General features: G+C 53.2%; 14 protein-coding genes. 7 read left to right on the forward strand and 7 right to left on the reverse strand.

Features of this window, described 5'->3' with window-relative positions; all coding sequences use genetic code 11:
- Positions 1–67: 67 nt before the first annotated feature.
- The 3 genes from HED22_RS02880 (at position 68) to HED22_RS02890 (ending at position 2,491) form a co-directional block, all read left to right on the forward strand.
- A complete protein-coding gene (locus HED22_RS02880) occupies positions 68–991 on the forward strand; it encodes a sulfite exporter TauE/SafE family protein (protein WP_167718659.1) in 924 nt (307 codons plus the stop codon).
- Positions 991–1,758, forward strand: coding sequence for a TIGR02186 family protein (locus tag HED22_RS02885; protein WP_254869692.1), 768 nt, complete (start codon positions 991–993; stop codon positions 1,756–1,758). Before HED22_RS02880 ends, HED22_RS02885 begins: the two co-directional genes overlap by 1 nt.
- A gap of 229 nt (positions 1,759–1,987) precedes the next feature.
- Entirely contained in the window at positions 1,988–2,491 is a 504-nt protein-coding gene (locus HED22_RS02890) for a universal stress protein (protein ID WP_044828764.1), read from the forward strand.
- 10 nt (positions 2,492–2,501) lie between these two features.
- Here HED22_RS02890 and HED22_RS02895 read toward each other — a convergent pair whose 3' ends face one another.
- Both HED22_RS02895 and HED22_RS02900 read right to left on the reverse strand, forming a co-directional pair.
- Entirely contained in the window at positions 2,502–4,994 is a 2,493-nt protein-coding gene (locus HED22_RS02895; protein ID WP_254869693.1) for a tetratricopeptide repeat protein, read from the reverse strand.
- Between the two features lie 216 nt (positions 4,995–5,210).
- Positions 5,211–6,293, reverse strand: coding sequence for a saccharopine dehydrogenase C-terminal domain-containing protein (locus tag HED22_RS02900; RefSeq protein WP_167718663.1), 1,083 nt, complete (start codon positions 6,291–6,293; stop codon positions 5,211–5,213).
- A 164-nt stretch (positions 6,294–6,457) separates the two neighbouring features.
- Here HED22_RS02900 and HED22_RS02905 point away from each other — a divergent pair, with 164 nt between their 5' ends.
- The 3 genes from HED22_RS02905 to HED22_RS02915 all read left to right on the forward strand — a co-directional run bounded on the left by HED22_RS02905 (position 6,458) and on the right by HED22_RS02915 (position 10,764).
- Entirely contained in the window at positions 6,458–6,895 is a 438-nt protein-coding gene (locus tag HED22_RS02905; protein WP_167718665.1) for an Lrp/AsnC family transcriptional regulator, read from the forward strand.
- Positions 6,896–6,941: 46 nt separating this feature from the next.
- Positions 6,942–8,804 carry an adenylate/guanylate cyclase domain-containing protein gene (locus tag HED22_RS02910; RefSeq protein ID WP_368484460.1) on the forward strand — a complete coding sequence of 621 codons (1,863 nt, stop codon included), beginning with the start codon at positions 6,942–6,944 and terminating at the stop codon, positions 8,802–8,804.
- Between the two features lie 70 nt (positions 8,805–8,874).
- The gene (locus tag HED22_RS02915) at positions 8,875–10,764 is read left to right on the forward strand and encodes an adenylate/guanylate cyclase domain-containing protein (protein WP_167718669.1); all 1,890 of its coding nucleotides are present in this window, start codon (positions 8,875–8,877) and stop codon (positions 10,762–10,764) included.
- Positions 10,765–10,831: 67 nt separating this feature from the next.
- On the opposite strand, the gene ykgO is transcribed toward HED22_RS02915, so the two are convergent.
- Positions 10,832–10,957 carry a type B 50S ribosomal protein L36 gene (ykgO, locus tag HED22_RS02920; protein ID WP_007090004.1) on the reverse strand — a complete coding sequence of 42 codons (126 nt, stop codon included), beginning with the start codon at positions 10,955–10,957 and terminating at the stop codon, positions 10,832–10,834.
- Between the two features lie 148 nt (positions 10,958–11,105).
- On the reverse strand, positions 11,106–12,119 hold the full coding sequence (locus tag HED22_RS02925) for a methyltransferase domain-containing protein (protein WP_254869694.1): 1,014 nt from the start codon (positions 12,117–12,119) through the stop codon (positions 11,106–11,108).
- Between the two features lie 227 nt (positions 12,120–12,346).
- Here HED22_RS02925 and HED22_RS02930 point away from each other — a divergent pair, with 227 nt between their 5' ends.
- On the forward strand, positions 12,347–13,711 hold the full coding sequence (locus HED22_RS02930) for a DnaJ domain-containing protein (protein WP_167718673.1): 1,365 nt from the start codon (positions 12,347–12,349) through the stop codon (positions 13,709–13,711).
- Positions 13,712–13,759: 48 nt separating this feature from the next.
- Here the strand turns inward: HED22_RS02930 and HED22_RS02935 are convergent, their stop codons facing one another.
- The 3 genes from HED22_RS02935 to HED22_RS02945 all read right to left on the reverse strand — a co-directional run bounded on the left by HED22_RS02935 (position 13,760) and on the right by HED22_RS02945 (position 17,646).
- The gene (locus tag HED22_RS02935; RefSeq protein ID WP_167718675.1) at positions 13,760–15,220 is read right to left on the reverse strand and encodes an aminoacyl-histidine dipeptidase; all 1,461 of its coding nucleotides are present in this window, start codon (positions 15,218–15,220) and stop codon (positions 13,760–13,762) included.
- 188 nt (positions 15,221–15,408) lie between these two features.
- Positions 15,409–15,918, reverse strand: coding sequence for a GNAT family N-acetyltransferase (locus tag HED22_RS02940; RefSeq protein ID WP_167718677.1), 510 nt, complete (start codon positions 15,916–15,918; stop codon positions 15,409–15,411).
- A 90-nt stretch (positions 15,919–16,008) separates the two neighbouring features.
- A complete protein-coding gene (locus HED22_RS02945) occupies positions 16,009–17,646 on the reverse strand; it encodes a diguanylate cyclase (protein ID WP_167718679.1) in 1,638 nt (545 codons plus the stop codon).
- Between the last annotated feature and the right edge of the window lie 94 nt (positions 17,647–17,740).

Genomic DNA, 17,740 nt, shown 5'->3' on the forward strand with positions numbered 1-17,740 from the left:
TGTTGCATTTGCACAATATGTTAGACTGAAGAACAACAATCAATCAAACGCTGTTAGCCCACCCGCGATGCAAATCTATCTCCCGATTGCCGAGATATCGGTAAATATATTCCTTATTTTGGGACTGGGCGGCGGGGTCGGCTTTTTGTCTGGCCTGTTTGGCGTCGGTGGCGGCTTTCTGATCACCCCGCTTTTGATCTTTTATGGTATCCCCCCGGCTGTTTCCGTGGCAACTGCTGCCAACCAGATCGTTGCATCGTCCGTATCGGGCGTATTTGCCCACTGGAAGCGCGGCAATGTCGACCTGAAGATGGGGCTTGTCCTTCTGGCGGGTGGTATTGTTGGCTCGACCGCGGGTGTTTGGGTCTTTGCCTGGTTGCGTTCGCTGGGTCAGATCGACCTTGTTATTTCGCTTTGTTACGTAATCTTCCTTGGTATCATCGGCGGGATGATGCTGATTGAGGCCACCCGCGCCATTTTCCGCACCCGGCGGCGTGGCGGCCAGATCAGACGATCCAAAAAACATCAGCACAGCTTCATCCACGGCCTGCCCTTCAAGATGCGCTTTTATCGCTCAGGGCTTTATATCAGCGCACTGTTGCCGCTGGCGGTTGGCTTCTTTGTCGGCATGCTGACCGCCCTGATGGGTGTTGGTGGCGGTTTCGTAATGGTTCCGGCGATGATCTATCTGTTGGGCATGCCAACCGGTGTGGTTATCGGGACATCGCTGTTCCAGATCATCTTTGTCACCGCCAACGTGACGTTCCTGCAATCTGTCCAGACGCAAACAGTCGATGTTGCCCTTGCCATCCTGCTTTTGATTGGTGGCGTCATCGGTGCACAGTTTGGCGCGCAATTTGGCGCACGGCTCAAGGCAGAACACCTTCGTGCCCTGCTGGGTCTTTTGGTTCTCTCGGTGTGTTTGAAACTTCTGTTTGATCTGGTGATCACGCCCGATGATCTCTACTCCGTCATGCCGGGGGATCTGTGATGACAGTTTCTTCGCGCATGCTGATATCGATTATGTTGATTGGCCTGCTGCCCATCCTGAGCTTGGGAACAGCTGTAAAAAAAGCCTCTGCCGATCCACTGGTTGTTGACCTGTCAAACCATCTGGTTGCCATCACAACCGGTTTTACCGGTACCAATGTGCTGCTGTTTGGTGCGGTTGAGGATGAAGGCGACGTCATCGTGACAGTACGCGGCCCGGATCAGGATATGGTGGTTCGCAAGAAAGAGCGCAAAGTCGGCATCTGGATAAACAGCAAAAGCGCGCGCTACAAAAATGTGCCAGCCTATTATGCCAGCGCGTCAAACCGGCCGATGGATATCATCGCCCCACCCGAAGTGTTACTTGACTACCGCATCGGGCTGCAAAATCTGCGCTTCGTTGCTGAAAGCGACATGACTGATGAAGACAAGCCAATCTATCGCGAAGCTTTGGTCCGCAATATGCAGGACTCAGGCTTGTTTGGCGAACGTCCGGCAAAAATCAGTTTCCTGTCTAATCAGCTGTTCCGCACCGACATTCATTTTCCCGCCAATACACCAACCGGCACCTACACCATCAATGTCTATCTGATGCGTGATGGCGGTGTTGCCAGTGTGAAAACCACACCGCTGGTTGTATCGAAAACCGGGGTAAGTGCAGAGGTCTATGAATTTGCCCACCGCTATTCGGCACTCTATGGCATTATTGCCGTGATTATTGCAGTGGTCGCTGGTTGGATTGCAAGTGTCGCGTTTCGCAAACGCTAACGGTGCTATGCCCCGCTCACTGCCTGAACGAGCTTTTCTTACCCCTGTAATTTCGCAGGTGCAGCATTTCACCTTAGGGGAATACAACGCATAAATCTTTGGCGTAACTCCCAAAAATCACTTGGAAAGCGGCGACGAGTTGCGGCACAATTTAACCGTCCGCTCGTAACAACAGTCCCACATCTGTTCAGTGCCGCAGCGGTTGAGTGCAACTGTTCAGAGAACCCATATGCCTTCTTTTGACGCCGATCAGGAACTTCGTGCGACTTCCAACAGGACATTTCTTGTTGTCGTGGATGACAGCGATGAGATGACCAAGGCACTGCGTTATGCCTGCCGTCGCGCACAACATACCGGTGGTCGTGTCGCCCTTCTCAGTGTCATCGAACCGGCCGAATTCCAGCACTGGATGGCGGTCGGTGATCTGATGAAGGAAGAAGCCCGTGACGAGGCAGAATCTCGCGTCAACGAACTGGCAGCATATGTTCACGAACAAACCGGCAGCATGCCGCTTTTGTTTATCCGTGAAGGCCGTCTGAAGGATGAGCTACTGAACCTGCTGGATGAAGAAGAACAGATTTCCATTCTGGTTCTCGCTGCGGGCACGACAAGCGATGGTCCAGGCCCTCTGATCACAGCGCTCACCAAAAGCGACACGGTCGGTCAACTGCGTTTGCCACTGACCATCGTACCAGCGGCACTTTCCGAAGCCGATATAGACGCTCTTAGCTAGTTCGCTTTAATCACACCTGCCCTTGAAGAGCAGCACCTTGTGGTACGGAAGTGCAGCTATCAAGAAACTGCATATAGGCATCAAACGAGGACTTCTGGCCAAACAGAATGTGCGACCGGCTCTTGATGGCATGTGAGACCACCGAGCGACGACGCTTGTCTGTTGCCAGCGTCAGCGCAGTATCGACAAAATCGGCAGAATGATAGGCAACACAATCAAAAACCGATATCTGGCGATAGCAGGTATGGCTTCTGCGTGATCGCGCCGCATTGCCCGGCAAGGTGACCAGCGGCACACCAAGCCCCAAACAATCAAATGCCAGCATCGCATCGTTCCAGGCCGGGCTTTCAAGCACGACATCCACAGCACAAAGAAGCGACAGCAAATCGGCCCGGTTCCGCACATTCACAAACCGCATTCGTCCTGCGACATCGGCATGATTGACCGCGAACCGACGCCCCCACGCAGCATCCCAACTATCGCGTTCCGGTGCGATTAACAGAAGTTCCGCCGTTTCATCCAGCCGCAGGATTTCAGCAATCAGCGGATCAAATTCGGCGGTCAGAACATCAAGGGGTTGCGGGCACAGATAGGTATTGCGATCTTGCGCCAGTCGCCAGCGCCGCTGCAGATCTGTTGTCGACATCTCAACGGGCTCTGGCGGGGTCGCGTTCACAAACAATCCGGGAAGGCGCACCAGCTTCTCGCTGAACCGCTTTTCACCGCCGGCTGTTTCCCAATCCTCGGCGATCAGGTGGTAATCGATGTTGGAAAGACCACTGGTCGCCGCAATCCCGCCACCGGAAATCTGAAGCGGCGCCAAACGCCAGCTTGCCAGCAACATCGTATAGGCATCCGCCTGCGGGTCGACATAATGTAGAACATCAAGGCCCAGCCCGGAAATCACCCGCGCGGAATGCAATGGATCAAGCGGCAATGGAACGACAAGGTCGGCATGTTCATCAATGCGCGCCGTAATATCATCCTCGCCCGTTGGTGGACGGATAATGGTGACATCGAACCGGTCACGATCAACCGCCTCGGCAAGTCCGACGATCCAGCGCCCGATTCCGTTGTCACACATATTGGCTGAAACAATGCCGATCCGGGTTTTTCCGGCCGTGCGCGTGGCTGATGCACTGATTTCCGGCACGTCATATCCCGATACCAGACGTTCCCAGTAATGACCAACGGCACGCAATTGTTTATCACCTTCGGGGCGCAATGCTGCACGCCAGACCGGCGGGAACCTGGTCAAAACAATTGGATCGATCCGGTCAGAACCGACAAATTCAAGATCGGGTTCAAGCGCGTCTTCATCAAGCGTATCATCCAGAAGATCGCGAACCACCTCGTCATTCTGCGCAGCAAGATCGGTCGGGACCGGCGCAAATAGCAAACGGCGCGCAGTGCGAAACAGCGCGGTATTTTCGCCGGCAGCAATTTTCCGATCAATCCCGTTTTGCAAGACGGACTGTGCGGAAGCAGTATCCCCTTCCTCAGCCAGTTCAACGGCCAGGCGGAACACAGCGTCATCACCCCCACCTGCACCAATGGCGGCGCCGAACCTTTCGACAGCTTCGCCATGACGGCCAACAAGACTAAGCGCCTCCCCCATCATCAGTAGCAATTGAGGATCTTCAGGGTTATGGGCCAAAAGAGGCTCCAGCGCACCAATCGCCTCAAGCCCCTGCCCGACACGAAGGTTCAGCAACGCAAGTGTCCGGCGCGCCTTTGCATCATCCGGATCCAGTGCCAAAACTTGTCGAAGGCAATGTTGTGCACCGGCAAACTGACCAAGCCGGAATAGCGCATCGCCATAGGCGGTCAAGGCACGTGGATTGCCCGGTTCCAACGACAAAGCGCGCCGTAGCGGTTCGCTTGCCGAAACAGTCCGTCCTTGATCAAGTCGGATCTGACCAATCAGGACCAGCGCATTGACGATGTCATCGCGCATCTTCAGCGCGGTCAGGCAGGACCTTTCCGCCCCGTCAATATCGCCCATAGCATACTGGCAGGCGGCATAATTGGCATGAATTTCGGCCACATCTGGTGCCAGTTCAAGCGCGCTTTCATAGTTCTCGCGCGCGGCATCAAGTTCATCAAGCTGGCGGTATGTGTTGGCGATATTGCAATAAAGGGCTGGCGCATCCGGGCACAAGCGAATGGCACGTTTAAACGCCCCCACAGCATCTCGAAGCTTGCCGACGGCTTTCAGGGCCTGCGCATGGTCATGTTGAATTTCTGCACTGTTGGCGTCCGCGATAGCGGCCCGCCCCATACGTTCTGCCGCCAGCGTCTGGTTCCCGTGGCGCATGGCAACAAGGCCCGCCAGATGCATCGCTTCTGCGGCCTGCGGGAATGAACGGATCATTCGCTGACAGGATTCTTCTGCCTCTGCGTATCGACCTGCTTCATACAAGTTCAATGCAGAACGGTAGATGTCGGCAAAATCAGACAAGGAATACCTATTACCCAAGAGAAACCGGATTTGGTCCACCATACGTTCCAAGCGTTAACAAACCACGTCTTTGCCACATTTTTTCCAGCTACTCCATGCCTGCCAGAACATTACAGATTTGATAGATACTGGTAACACCCCAACCTTAAAAACACGGTCAATTGTCATCCGCTAAGACATTGAAATAGCAAAACCCTCTGAGAAAATTCTCAGAGGGTTTTTAACCTTAAAGTGCGAACTACCTTTACTTTGACGCGCTTAATCCGGTTTACCGAAATAACGCCCGAAACGATTTATCAGAAAATCTTCCAATCGCACTTCTTCCTGACGTACATAGCCTTGCGTTGGCAATTTACCGGTCAGAACCATATCCATTACCGCACACAAACCGGCCGACGTCGTGATCTGGATTGCCGACCAATCCCGGCCGCCGACGCGGGTGCCATGCACCTTCCTGATGAAGCTTTCCTCGCAAAGCGCGCCACGTTGGGTCCCGACGGCATCGGCAAAAATAACGATGACGTCCTGTTTGGTTACCGGCAGGGCATTTTCGAAGATTTCCTTCATCATATCAGGGCGTTCACCCAAACGAAGATCCTCGATCAGGATTTTGAGGATTTCCTGATGGCCCGGATAACGCACTGTTTTGTAATCAAGATTATCCACCTTGCCCTCAAGCATGTCACACAGCGCGCCAACACCACCCGATGTATTGAAGGCCTCATACTCCGTACCGTCGATGGTGAAGCGTTCATACCCTTCAAGCGGCAGCACTTCGACCCGTTTGCCATTCAGGATCGCTTCGCACGGGTTGAGATACTCGTTGATCAAGCCGTCCGTAGACCAGGTCAGATTATACTTCAACCGGTTGGTTGGATTTTGCGGCAATGCGCCGACGCGCAACCTCAACTTATGAACGTGATCAAACCGTTTGAACAGATCGTGTGCTGCGATCGAGATAAATCCTGGCGCCAATCCGCATTGCGGTACAAACGCACACTCTGCCCCCTTGGAGATTTCGCGAATGGCACGCGTGGTTTCGACGTCTTCGGTGACATCAAAATAGGATGCCCCAACCGCACGTGCGACCTTTGCAATCGCGACATTCAAAAAGAAAGGACAGGTCGACAGGATCGCGTCATGCCCCTTGGCGACATCTTTTAATGCGACCTCATCTGTGACATCCACCTTTACCAGTGTCGCAGCGTTATCCTCGGCACAGATTTCAAGCATCTCACCACTGGCATCGGCCAGTGTCACCGCATAGTCGCCACTTTCATTCAACATAACCGCAGCAATACGGCCAATTTTCCCTGCCCCGAGGATCAAAATCTTTTTCATTTTCTCTAACTCCCAAACAAGCAGACATTTTCACTGTCGATGCCACGTCTGCCCTGATCGTGTTTTGTTTTTACCTAATTATGGTCCGCCTCTGGACGAACGCTTTCAACCCGGCAATACTGTCAAAACACAATAAAAACCCGTCATTTTAATGGGCTTTACCGATGAAACGTCATATTGATGAAATTGATCGTCGACTGATCACACGCCTGCAGGAAAACGCGCGCCTTCCGACCGCCGCACTTGCACGCGAAGTAAGCCTCTCACGCAGTGCTGTTCAGGAACGCATGGAACGGCTGGAAAAATCCGAAATTATCAAGGGTTACACCGTTCAGCTTGGCGATCTTGCAAAGCCGGTGTTACTTGCAGAAGTGATGATCCAGCTTGAACAGAAACAGTCGGCAGGTGTGGTTGGAGCGTTGCAGAAAATCCCGCACTGCATTCGCTGTCTTGCGGTTTCCGGTGAATATGACCTGATCGCCGAAGTCGCCGCCGACACACCGGAGGAACTTGATAGTGTTCTGGACCGGATCGGGGGGATGCCCGGGATAAAACGCACATCAAGTTCGATCATCCTTTCAACAAAGTTCGATCGCCGCTAAGATCAAGACGGGGTTGGGGAAAACCTCTTATCTGGAAGAAAACCGCGTGACATCAAAACGCAGATATTCTGTTCTTTCTGTTCTTCTTGCCGGTTTTATCGCCACCAGTGTCTTTGGCGTCGGACTATCCCTTTATGTCGGTCTTGGAACGGCTATTGAAAACACCCGCAATCTGTGGGTGATGCTGGCTGACATTGACCTGACATCGGTGCAGCGCACCATGCATGAACGCATGGACGAAGTCGACCAACGTTCTGACTGGGTTGCAGATCAGGTTGCCAGTGGCGCGCTTGATCCCAGCTTTCAATACGGCTGGACCAGTGCGATGCGTGCCCTTGCCGCGGCCGACATGGGCGTCATGGCCTATGGGCTTGTAACCGGGGAGCGCGAATTTATCGGCTTTGATCCCCAGGATATGAGCGAAATTCGAAGAACCCTGCCTAAGGACGACTTGCTGTTCTCGGAACTGGCACATATCCGCGGCCCCATCAACAACCGCACCGGTTATCCCCGTTGGGACCCCTATTTCGACCGTACCGTCCTGACAAGCTGGGTACCGCTGTTTTATGACGGGCAGTATCTGGGCACGTTCATTCAGTATCTGTCGCTATCCAATCTGTCTGAAAGCCTGATCCGCGGACGCGAAGATTTGCCTGGCACACCCTTTATTCTAATTGGTGGCAATCGTGTAATGGCCCATCCCAAACTACGCGACTGGGGGCAAAACACGGCAAACGAGTTGATCAATGGCGAGGATATCGCACGCAGCCCAATTCCCTTGCCCACCATCCATGATATCGGTGACCCGATTCTTGCCAATATCGGGAAATCGGAAAACATCCGGCTTGACCCTGATGACGAGCGCCACAATAGCGGCATTCGCCTTTCAGGGCTTGAGTACAATGATCGCTATCACCTGATCGTCACGCGCCAGGTTCAAACCGCACCAATTTCGCCGGTCGTGATTGGCATGTATTTTGACCAGGAATTGTTTGATGACGAATGGGACAGGCTGGTTCTGGCGTCCGTTCTTGGTGGCGGCGTCTTTATCCTTTCCGTGATCGTTGCCATCATCCTGTCACGCCACTTCACCCAACCAATTCGCCGGTTTGCCAGCGCCGCGCGCGCCTTTGAAGACGAAGACATCTCGTCTTCGGAAGTTCCGCAACTCAAGGGCAGCCGAATTCGCGAATATGATGATGCGGCCAGGTCGTTCAATCACATGATGCTGGCCGTTCATGACCGCGAACGCATCACCAGTCTGTTTGGTAAATTCGTGCCGCAATCCATCGCCAAGAAGCTTCTGGCATCAGGCAATGATTCCGGGGTCCTGCCGCCGCAACAATCCGAAGCCACCGTGCTGTTTGTCGATATCGCCGGCTTTACATCCATGTGCGAATCCCTTGATCCCGAACAGATCATCGCAATGCTCAATGACTATTTCGATTGTGCTACCCAAATCATTGAAAACCACGGCGGAATCATCACCCAATTCCAGGGCGATGCGATCCTTGCCGTCTATAACGTGTTCAATGATCTGGATAATCATGCGGACGCAGCACTCGACAGTGCCATTGCCCTGCAACAACAAGTCAAAAGCCGAACATTTGAAGGGCTTGATTTACAAGTCCGCTGTGGGGTCAATACGGGTTCAATGGTTGCCGGGAACGTCGGCGCAAAAGCCCGCCTGTCCTTTACGGTTCATGGGGATGCCGTCAACACGGCATCGCGCCTGGAACAGGAAAACAAGATCCTTGGCACCGACATCCTGATTTCGGAAACGACCCGAGATCTGTTGGCAAGGCCGGACAGAGCGACAAAAGCAGGCGAAGTGCTATTGCGTGGCCGTCATGTAAAGACTGCACTGTATACGGTTCATCTAGAACTTAACGATAGCGCCGCCCAATAAGCTACTCTGTCGTGGCGTCTCGATGTGCATTGACAATTGAACACGCCCTTGGGCTTTAGAGAGGCAATAGATGAAACTAAGCAACCAACGCTTTTCCATTTTTGTCGTATTGCTCGCTGGATTGATCATAACCAGCGTGTCGGGTGTAGGGCTCGCGGTTTATTTCGGTCTGAAAACAGCTCAGGAAAACACAGTCGACCTTTGGATATCCAGAAGTGGTGATGACCTTGCCGATGCTCAGCGCGCAGTTGATAAGCGCATGAACAGATTGGCACAACGTAACAACCACATTGTCGAAAAAGTAGCACAAAACCGGCTTGATCTTCGTGATGCAGGGTTTTGGCAAAACCACGCACTATCATATATCACTGGCGAAAGTGATATCGCAGCGATTGGACTTGCATCGCCCGATGGCACCTTTATCGGCTATAACCCTCAATCCAAAAGGCTGATAAAAGGCCCTGCCGACCTGATGGAGACACGTCTGGTCGAGCAGTTACCACTGGCAGGACCGGCAGTAAGTCAGGCAATTTTCCCGTTTTGGCATAATCAGCTCAAACAGGTCGTGATCGGCGAGGCAGCCCCGGTTTATCAAAATGGCCAGTATATTGGCTTGCTGATGCAGTACCTGACCCTTGCCGGGCTATCGAGCGAGCTTCATACCAGCAATACCGGTAACGGCCGTACAGGCTTTATCATGATTGGTGACCGGCTTATCGCCCATCCCGGGTTGATTGCCTGGCAAAACACCAAGACTGGTAACGACACGACCCCGTTTATCGCAAAAACCCTGGAAGAGGCATTGAGTGCCCTGCCCAGCGCAAAAGACATCAATGACCCTGTACTAGCTCAGCAGGATCTTTGGAATGAAATTGATTTTGGTCAGGAGGTGGAAAGTCCGGACGACCGACCGATTGTCATTCATCACGTTAACGTCGAAGACCAAGATCATTTTATCATCACGCAGCCGGCAGACAAATACGCAAGCACCCCGATCACCATGGGCATGCATTTTTCGCCGTCGATCTTTGCTGCCGAAATTCAACGACTGGATCAGCTTGGGGTAATTGGACTGGTTGCATTGGCCGGTGCGATCATCGCCGCAGCTGTCATCGCACATCTCTTTTCCCGACCTCTTAAACGAATATCGCTAGCCAGCCGTCAACTTGAAACTGAAGACATCAATGCCCTCCCGTCCCTTCCGAACAGCCTGATCCGGGAATTCGATGATGCATCAAATTCGTTTAACAATATGGTGGCGACACTAAAGGATCGCGAGCGTATCGGGCGCCTGTTTGGCAAGTTTCTGCCACCGCCCATAGCCCTGAAACTTTTGCAATCAACTGACGACACCGGCGCCATTCCCTCGCGTAAATGCATTGCCAGCATCCTGTTTGTGGATCTGCAGGGCTTTACCAGCATGTGCGAGAATGCTGATCCGCAAAACGTTGTTGATGTTTTAAACGCGTATTTCGCCAAGGCGACAACGATTATCGAAGCAAACAAAGGCATTATCACCCAGTTTCAGGGGGATGCTATTCTTGCCGTCTTTAACGCCGTCGACGATCAGCCGAACCATGCCGACCTTGCCGTAAAGTCCGCCATTGAGATTCAGCAACTTGCCCATAGCCAGACGTTTCTTGGCCAATCACTGAAGTGCCGCTGTGGGGTGAATACGGGCGAACTGGTTGCAGGCAATGTTGGCGCGCCAGACCGCCTCACCTTCACGGTCAATGGTGACGCTGTTAACAGCGCTGCGCGCCTTGAGGCGATGAACAAGGAACTTGGCACCAAGATCCTGATCGGGGAAACCACCCGCGAACAGATGTCCAATTCTGCGGAGACCATTCTGGTCAAGGAAGTCATGTTGCGTGGTCGCAGCACGCCATCATCGGTTTACACCGTGCGCATTGAAGGCGTAGAGGTTGACCTGCCACAGCCCACAAATCAGTCCAAATAAAGCAAAACGCCGCATTGGATAAACCGCTGCGGCGTTTTGTAAACCTTTGAGAACAAGGTACCGGGAATTAACCCTGGCGCGCCTTGAAACGCGGGTTCTTTTTATTGATCACGTATACGCGGCCACGGCGGCGCACGATACGGCAGCCTTTTTCCCGCAGCTTCGCGGATTTCAATGAGTTCCGGATCTTCATAATCTTAAACCTTAGAAACTTGGCCCCTTCGAGGAAGCCGGAAAATAGAAGTACGACATGCCCCTGTCAACACCTAAAACAGGTTGCGGCGACAGAAATTGGTACAAATCCCTTCCGCGTCGCCCGCAGCAGTCTGAAACTTGAGCAGTCAGTTGATTGTTGCGTAGAACCGATAAAAGGCCAGCGATCCATTTTCAAGCATTTTTACGCGATTCATCCACATTTCCATCTCTGGCTCCAGATAATCCATTATATCAGTGTCCAGACCGGAGCTCTGGATATCGGAAAGCATGGTCATCCAGGCCGTCTTGATATGCCTAAGGTGCGTTTCCGACTCATCCTTGGCAATGCGGATATCGAATTTCAGCTGCCCCATACGGGATTTGTATTGTTGCGCTGTCCATGGAAACAGCTCTTCACCTTCGAGCTTTGACCAGTTTTCCAGCTCATCGGCATCAAGGTCACGCGTCAGCACGTAATCGGTTATCAGAATCTGTCCATGTTCACGCAACGTATCTGCCAAGGCACCAAGAAATGCGTCCTTTTCCGGAATTTTGTACAGCTCGCCATAGGAATAGACGACGTTGAAATATCCCTTGCGAAGGTCTGGCTGCAACGGATCAAATGTCTGAACCGGGACCTTTTTCTGGACACCGGCGTGCACCGATCGATCCATCCCCAAAAGGGCCAATTCCCCATCCGGTTCCAATGCTGTGACCCAGACGCCCAGCCGATCAGCCAACAAGCGGGCCACCCCGCCAAGCTTTGCACCGATTTCCAGACAGCTGAGTGTCTCGTCTAGTGCCAGTGGCTTGGCCAGTTCCAGCGCATATTCATGCCCTCCCGGCATCATGATCCCGTGATCAAACAGCTTGTCATAAAGCCGGATACGATCCGGTGGCCAACGACCGATTTCCTCATCAAGGTCAAGCTCGCTAAGTTCCGGCTCTATCGGGCGGGCAAGCCAGATGCGCATTTTGCGCAACCAGTCGGCATAGGCATCAATTTCAAGCTGAAGCAGATAATACTCGACCGGGTCGTCATAACCTTCCCACTTGGCACGCAACCGCGTCCCGAGACTGAGGTGATGTCCCGGCGGCATTTCGAACTCAGGCGCCCCCCCCTCAGCGACGCCAGCGGAAATGCCCTCTTCTTCGGACATATCGTCTTCCGCTTTGGACTTGCGTTGCCAGAATTTCAGTTTCAAGGCGACTACCTGTTTGTTCGCATTTGGTGCTCAAGTGATTCATGAAAATATGGCAATTAGTCAAAAGTGACAACGTGTTAAGATTTCGATCCTATGATTGCACCGCGAAATGCTATTGATAAAATTGAAATTTGCTGATTTCCCGCGCTGGAAAGCATGTCTGACAGGAATTTTCATTCATCATGAACACTGACCACCTCGGCATCTATTATCGCATGCTGAATATTGCGCCCGGCGCGAGCGCGAAGGAAATCAAACTTGCCTATCGCAAACTGGCCTTTGAATTTCACCCCGACCGCAATACTGACCCGGACTCGGAAGACAAGTTCAAAGACATTACCGAAGCCTATGAAATCCTGATTGGTGAACGCAAACCGCCCAAGCAATCGGCCGGTACCACTGGCACAAACAAGTCCAGTGGTGGCCCTAAACAAAACGGCCAATCCACCTCAGGCGCCTATGGCCCCAACGCGGCCGGCGCGCAAAATGCCAACCGCCAGAAACAGGGCTTTGCCGGTTCGGGTCGCAAACAGGAAAAGGCCCGCGAAACGGCAGAAGAAAAAATCGCCCGCGCCAATCAGGCCTACCGCGAACAACAGGCCAAAACCAATGCGCGGAAAAGTAACATTCACCCCGGTGCAAGGCGCCATAACCGCTCAAAAACCGAACCCAACGCACAGGGTTTCATCCAGTGTGCTGTCACCGGCGTCGTCTCAGCCCAGCCCCGCCAGGTTGAATTTAAGGTCGTTCGCGGTTTTCTAAATTCCTGCACTATTGAAACCATTACCGCCAACCTGGCCCCCAAGGGCGCAAAGCGCATGGCGCTTCGGGCAAGTTTCAAGACATGGCTGCGTGGTTTCTGGGGTTGGAAAAGCTTTTTGCCAGCATGGAAGGCTATCCTGAGTAATATGCGCGGGGGCACCTTCCCGCCCGAAGGCAATGCCAAGATGCTGTTTACCCAGGCCAACGCGTTTGAACGGTCTGGCAACAAACCACTTGCACGCGCGGTCTTGATGCAGGCGCTTGATTTTATCGGCACCAACCGTTCTGCGCTTGCCGAACAGGTCCGCGCAAGCCAGCGCCGCCTTGATGACGGTCAGCCAGCACGCCGTGTGCGCGATGAATGGAAACGCGCGGGCATGATGGATGCCTTGCTGCATCTAAGCCCGCTGTTTTTCCTGATCTTTGCGGCCCTGATTGCCTTTGGCCCCGGTCAGGGATTTGTCACCAGAGATATCCCTGAACTGGTTGCCCGCCAGGGCACGGAAATTACCCGGCAGGTCAAGGACCTGATGGGCGAAGATCGTGACCCCTATTATGTCGACCGTGAACTTCTGAACCTGCGCGATGGGCCAAGTGTGAATGACACTATCATTCGCCGCCTGACACGCTTTGAGACGGTCTATGTCGCAGGCGACAGTCAAGGATTCTGGATCGAAATTGAAACCAGCATTGGCGAAACCGGCTTTGTAAATCTTGATGCCTTGGTTCCGGGAAACGGTTCAGAGGCCCGCGACGCCTGGTGCGCTGAAAACAAATGCGACTGACCGGTCACCCGATCAGCCGCATCCATTTGTCTCTATCTGATATCGACCTTATCCCTTGACCGGGATCGCCTTAAGGGCCGCCAGGAGATAATCCCAGAAGCGCGCGACACTTGGCACATGGACGCATTCATCCGGGCTATGCGCACGTTTGATGGTCGGGCCAAATGAAACCATATCCCAATGCGGATATTTCGACCCCAGCACACCACACTCAAGCCCGGCGTGAATAACGCGGATCTCTGGCTCCTTGCCAAACATGTCCTTGTGAACGGATTTCATCAGGCTGACCACTTCGCTGTCGGCATCCGGTTTCCACCCCGGATAGGCATCACCCCAGGCAACAGTTGCACCAATATTTTCAAACACTGCGGTTGCAACTTCGCGCATGGCATCGCGTGCGGAATTGATTGAGCTACGGGCGGACAGCGTAACGTCGGCTTTGCCGTCGGCAAGTTTGACGATGGCCAGATTGATCGAGGTTTCAACAACCCCTTCGACCGAGGTACTCATGGCCTGAACACCATTTGGTGCACCAACACAGGCATTGTTGAATGCAGCGGAATCTTTGGCACTCATGGCATTTGCCGGAACATCCGCATTCGTTGCACGGATGGCAAAGTTGGGTTCAATCGCACCGATTTCATCTTTGACGTCGCTTGCAAATGCGCCAAGCGCCGCCTCGAAATCCGAAACCTTGCCTTCTGGCAGCACAACGGTCGCAAAGGATTCACGCGGAATGGCGTTGCGTGCTGTCCCGGCGTTAATGGCAACAATGCGGGCATCAAAATCGCGAATTGCGGTACGCAGGAACCGCGCCATCAGCTTGTTGGCATTCCCAAGGCCAAGGATAATATCGATGCCCGAATGACCACCTTTCAAACCGGTCAGCGCAATATCACGCGCCACCAGCCCGGCACCAACGGCTTCTTCGGTATATTCATAGGTCGCGACCAGATCGCCACCGCCAGCACACCCGACACAAAGTTCGTACTCGTCTTCGGTATCAAGGTTGAGCAGGATTTCACCCTTAAGGCGCCCCGGCTCCAGGTTCATTGCACCAGTCAGGCCACGTTCTTCATCGACCGTGAACAGAAGTTCTAACGGACCGTGCTCGAGCCCTTCTTCGGTCATGAAGCCCATCATCGCGGCCGCGCCAATACCATTGTCGGCACCAAGCGTGGTGTTATCGGCGGTAATCCATTCGCCATCCATCAGCATCCGGATCGGGTCTGTATCGAAATTGTGCGTCGATCCGGAGTTGGCCTGGGTGACCATATCGACGTGGGATTGCAGGATAACCATCTTGCGGTCTTCAAAGCCCGCCGTCGCCGGGATGGAGATCACAAGGTTCCCACCGCTATCACGGAAATGCGCGGCGCCTTTGCCATCAGCCATCTTTTCGAGAAGCTGCAAGACAGCTTCTTCCTTATTGGACGGACGCGGGGTATCGCAAAGTTTCTGGAAATTGTCCCAGATTGCGACTGGCGCAATTTTACGGATCTCGTTCACGGTGGCGCTCCTGGCAATTTTTTGTCTACGGGTTCTCACTTACCCAGACCTGTTGATTACCCTATTGCCGCGCGAATTTAAAGCTTGCCCAGGGTGATTTTGGTCAAGCTACATACAAATTCGAAAAATCAGCCCTTAGAACGCAGTTATCGCGAACAAGATACAGATATACGCAACATGATTTCGCATTACTCCACACCAACCACCTGACTGCGGCGTTGCAACAGAATCACATCACGCCACTGCCCGGCCATCGGCCCGTAACTCATACGCCCAAGCCCGCGCTTGCGGCCAACCGTTTCAAATCCCATGGAATGATGCAGCGCCAGACTGGCCTCATTTTCCGGGAAAATGCCGGCTTCAAGCGACCATATACCTTGTTCTTCGCTGGCTTTGGTCAGGGCCGCCAAAACTGATTTACCCACACCCTTCCCTTGATAATCCGGGTCGACATAGACCGATATCTCGGCAATACCACGATATACACAGCGATTGGAAACGCCTGACAAGCCAGCCCAACCAATTACGGTATCGCCATCATCGCAGGCAACAAGTCGGCATTCAGCCAGATGCCCCTGATCCCAGTTTTCCCAAGTTCCTGCATCTTCCTGAAAGGTAGCGTGACCTGATTTGATGGCCTTTCCATAGATCTCGATAACTCGGTCGGCATCATTAGGCATCATGGATCGAACACGCATCACGGCCTCACATTACGCATCACAAAGGGTTTGCGATCTTAGCGCACAGGAATGAATTTGTAATGGAGATGATATTCGAAAACCCACCGATCAGCTATCGGCTTCCTGCCCCGCGAAACGGAAGATCAACTGATCACGCCCTGCATCCTTGGCTGCATACATCGCATCATCAGCAATCTTCATGGCCTCGGAAAGCTCGATGAATTTCTGACGCCCCTCGCCACCAACCGTCGCGCCAAAGCTTGCGGTAATATGCACGTATTGCGCTTCACTGCCGGATTTATCAATCGGCACCTTGATTTCGCGGATCATATTCGACAGTCGTTCGCCAATCCGCTTGGTGACTGCGGCGGTCGCAGACGGCAGCAAGACAGCAAATTCTTCGCCGCCCAGACGTACGACAAGGTCATCATCGCGTAGCGCCTGCCGCAGGGTATCGGCGACCTTTTCAAGAACCCGGTCACCCACCGCGTGTCCATGGGTATCGTTGACCTGCTTGAAATAATCCAGATCCAGAACGATCAAGCCAAAGACCCAGCTTTTATCTTTTAGATGGCGAATTTCGCGCAGTCTGCTGACCGCACTTTCGAAACCACGGCGGTTCAGCGCACGTGTCAGCGCGTCGGTGGATGCCAAAGTGTCGAGCATCTGTTCTTTGCGCTTGTGATCAGTGATGTCGGTGGCCGACACCATAACACCGCCGTCATCCATCATATTCATGCGGATATCGGCCAGACGTCCTGACGGTGTTTTCATCTCGTCAATATTGGCGTGACCATGACCGTTGCGCATCATCCTTGCACAGCACTCAAGCAGGGCAGATATCTCAAACTCCGGTTCTGTGCCGTCTGATTTCTCGCCGCCAAACAGGCGCGAAAATTCGTGATTAAAATGAACGACATCAAGTCGGTCATCAAGCATCGCGACAGCCGATGGCACCATTCGGATCACTTCGGTTACCGCCTGCTCAAGGCTGGCCTTGGCACGCACCAATTGCTGATGCATTTCGACTTCGTCACGCACATCATGCGCGGTTGTCAAAATGGCGGGTTTGCCGTCATGCCACAAGATGCGTTCATCGGTCAGATCGCGCCAAACAAAGCTGCCATCGTCTAGAATATCGCGCACGCGATGGCGGTCACCGCGCCGTTCACCATTGAGGATGGCCGCAACGTGCTTGATTGCACGGGGGCGGCTTTCCTCGGGAATGAAACGCAGAATGTTGGGGTTTTCCATGAATGAACTGGCATTTTCCGCCCCCATCAGGCGTGCAAAGCTTTCATTCACATAAAGAGCAGTCATGTGACGATGGACCATCACACCGATAAAGGACCGACCCAGCATATGATCAACCTGCATCGCAGTGGTGCCATTGTCGATCATTTGCGCCGTGGTCAGGACGGCATTTCCGCCTTCCCACTCAACGGTCTCGTCACTGATTTCCATCCAGACCGGGGTCCCGTCGGTTCGGATGTTATAAACCTTCTTCCAACCGTGGAAGCCGCTGCTTTTCTGGAAATTACAGGAGAGTTTATCTGCCTCATGATGGAAGCTTGGCGGGATATACTGGTGCATGTCCGGGTCGCTCATGAAATCCGAGACATCGCGACGGCCCAGCATTTTCGCATAGGCATCATTGACGTACACAGCTTCGAGATCCTTGTGTACAACAACACCTACACGTGACCGCCCATACAGACGTGCGATTTCCGTTGGCTCGAACCGCATCAACGTCCTGTATCCCCCAAGACACCTAAACCCTGAATTAAAGCACAGTTATTTACGACCTATTTCTGCGCCTGCCATATCCGAAAGGTTACAC

Source organism: Thalassospira sp. HF15 (assembly GCF_011806525.1).
In the GTDB taxonomy this organism is placed as follows: Bacteria; Pseudomonadota; Alphaproteobacteria; order Rhodospirillales; family Thalassospiraceae; genus Thalassospira.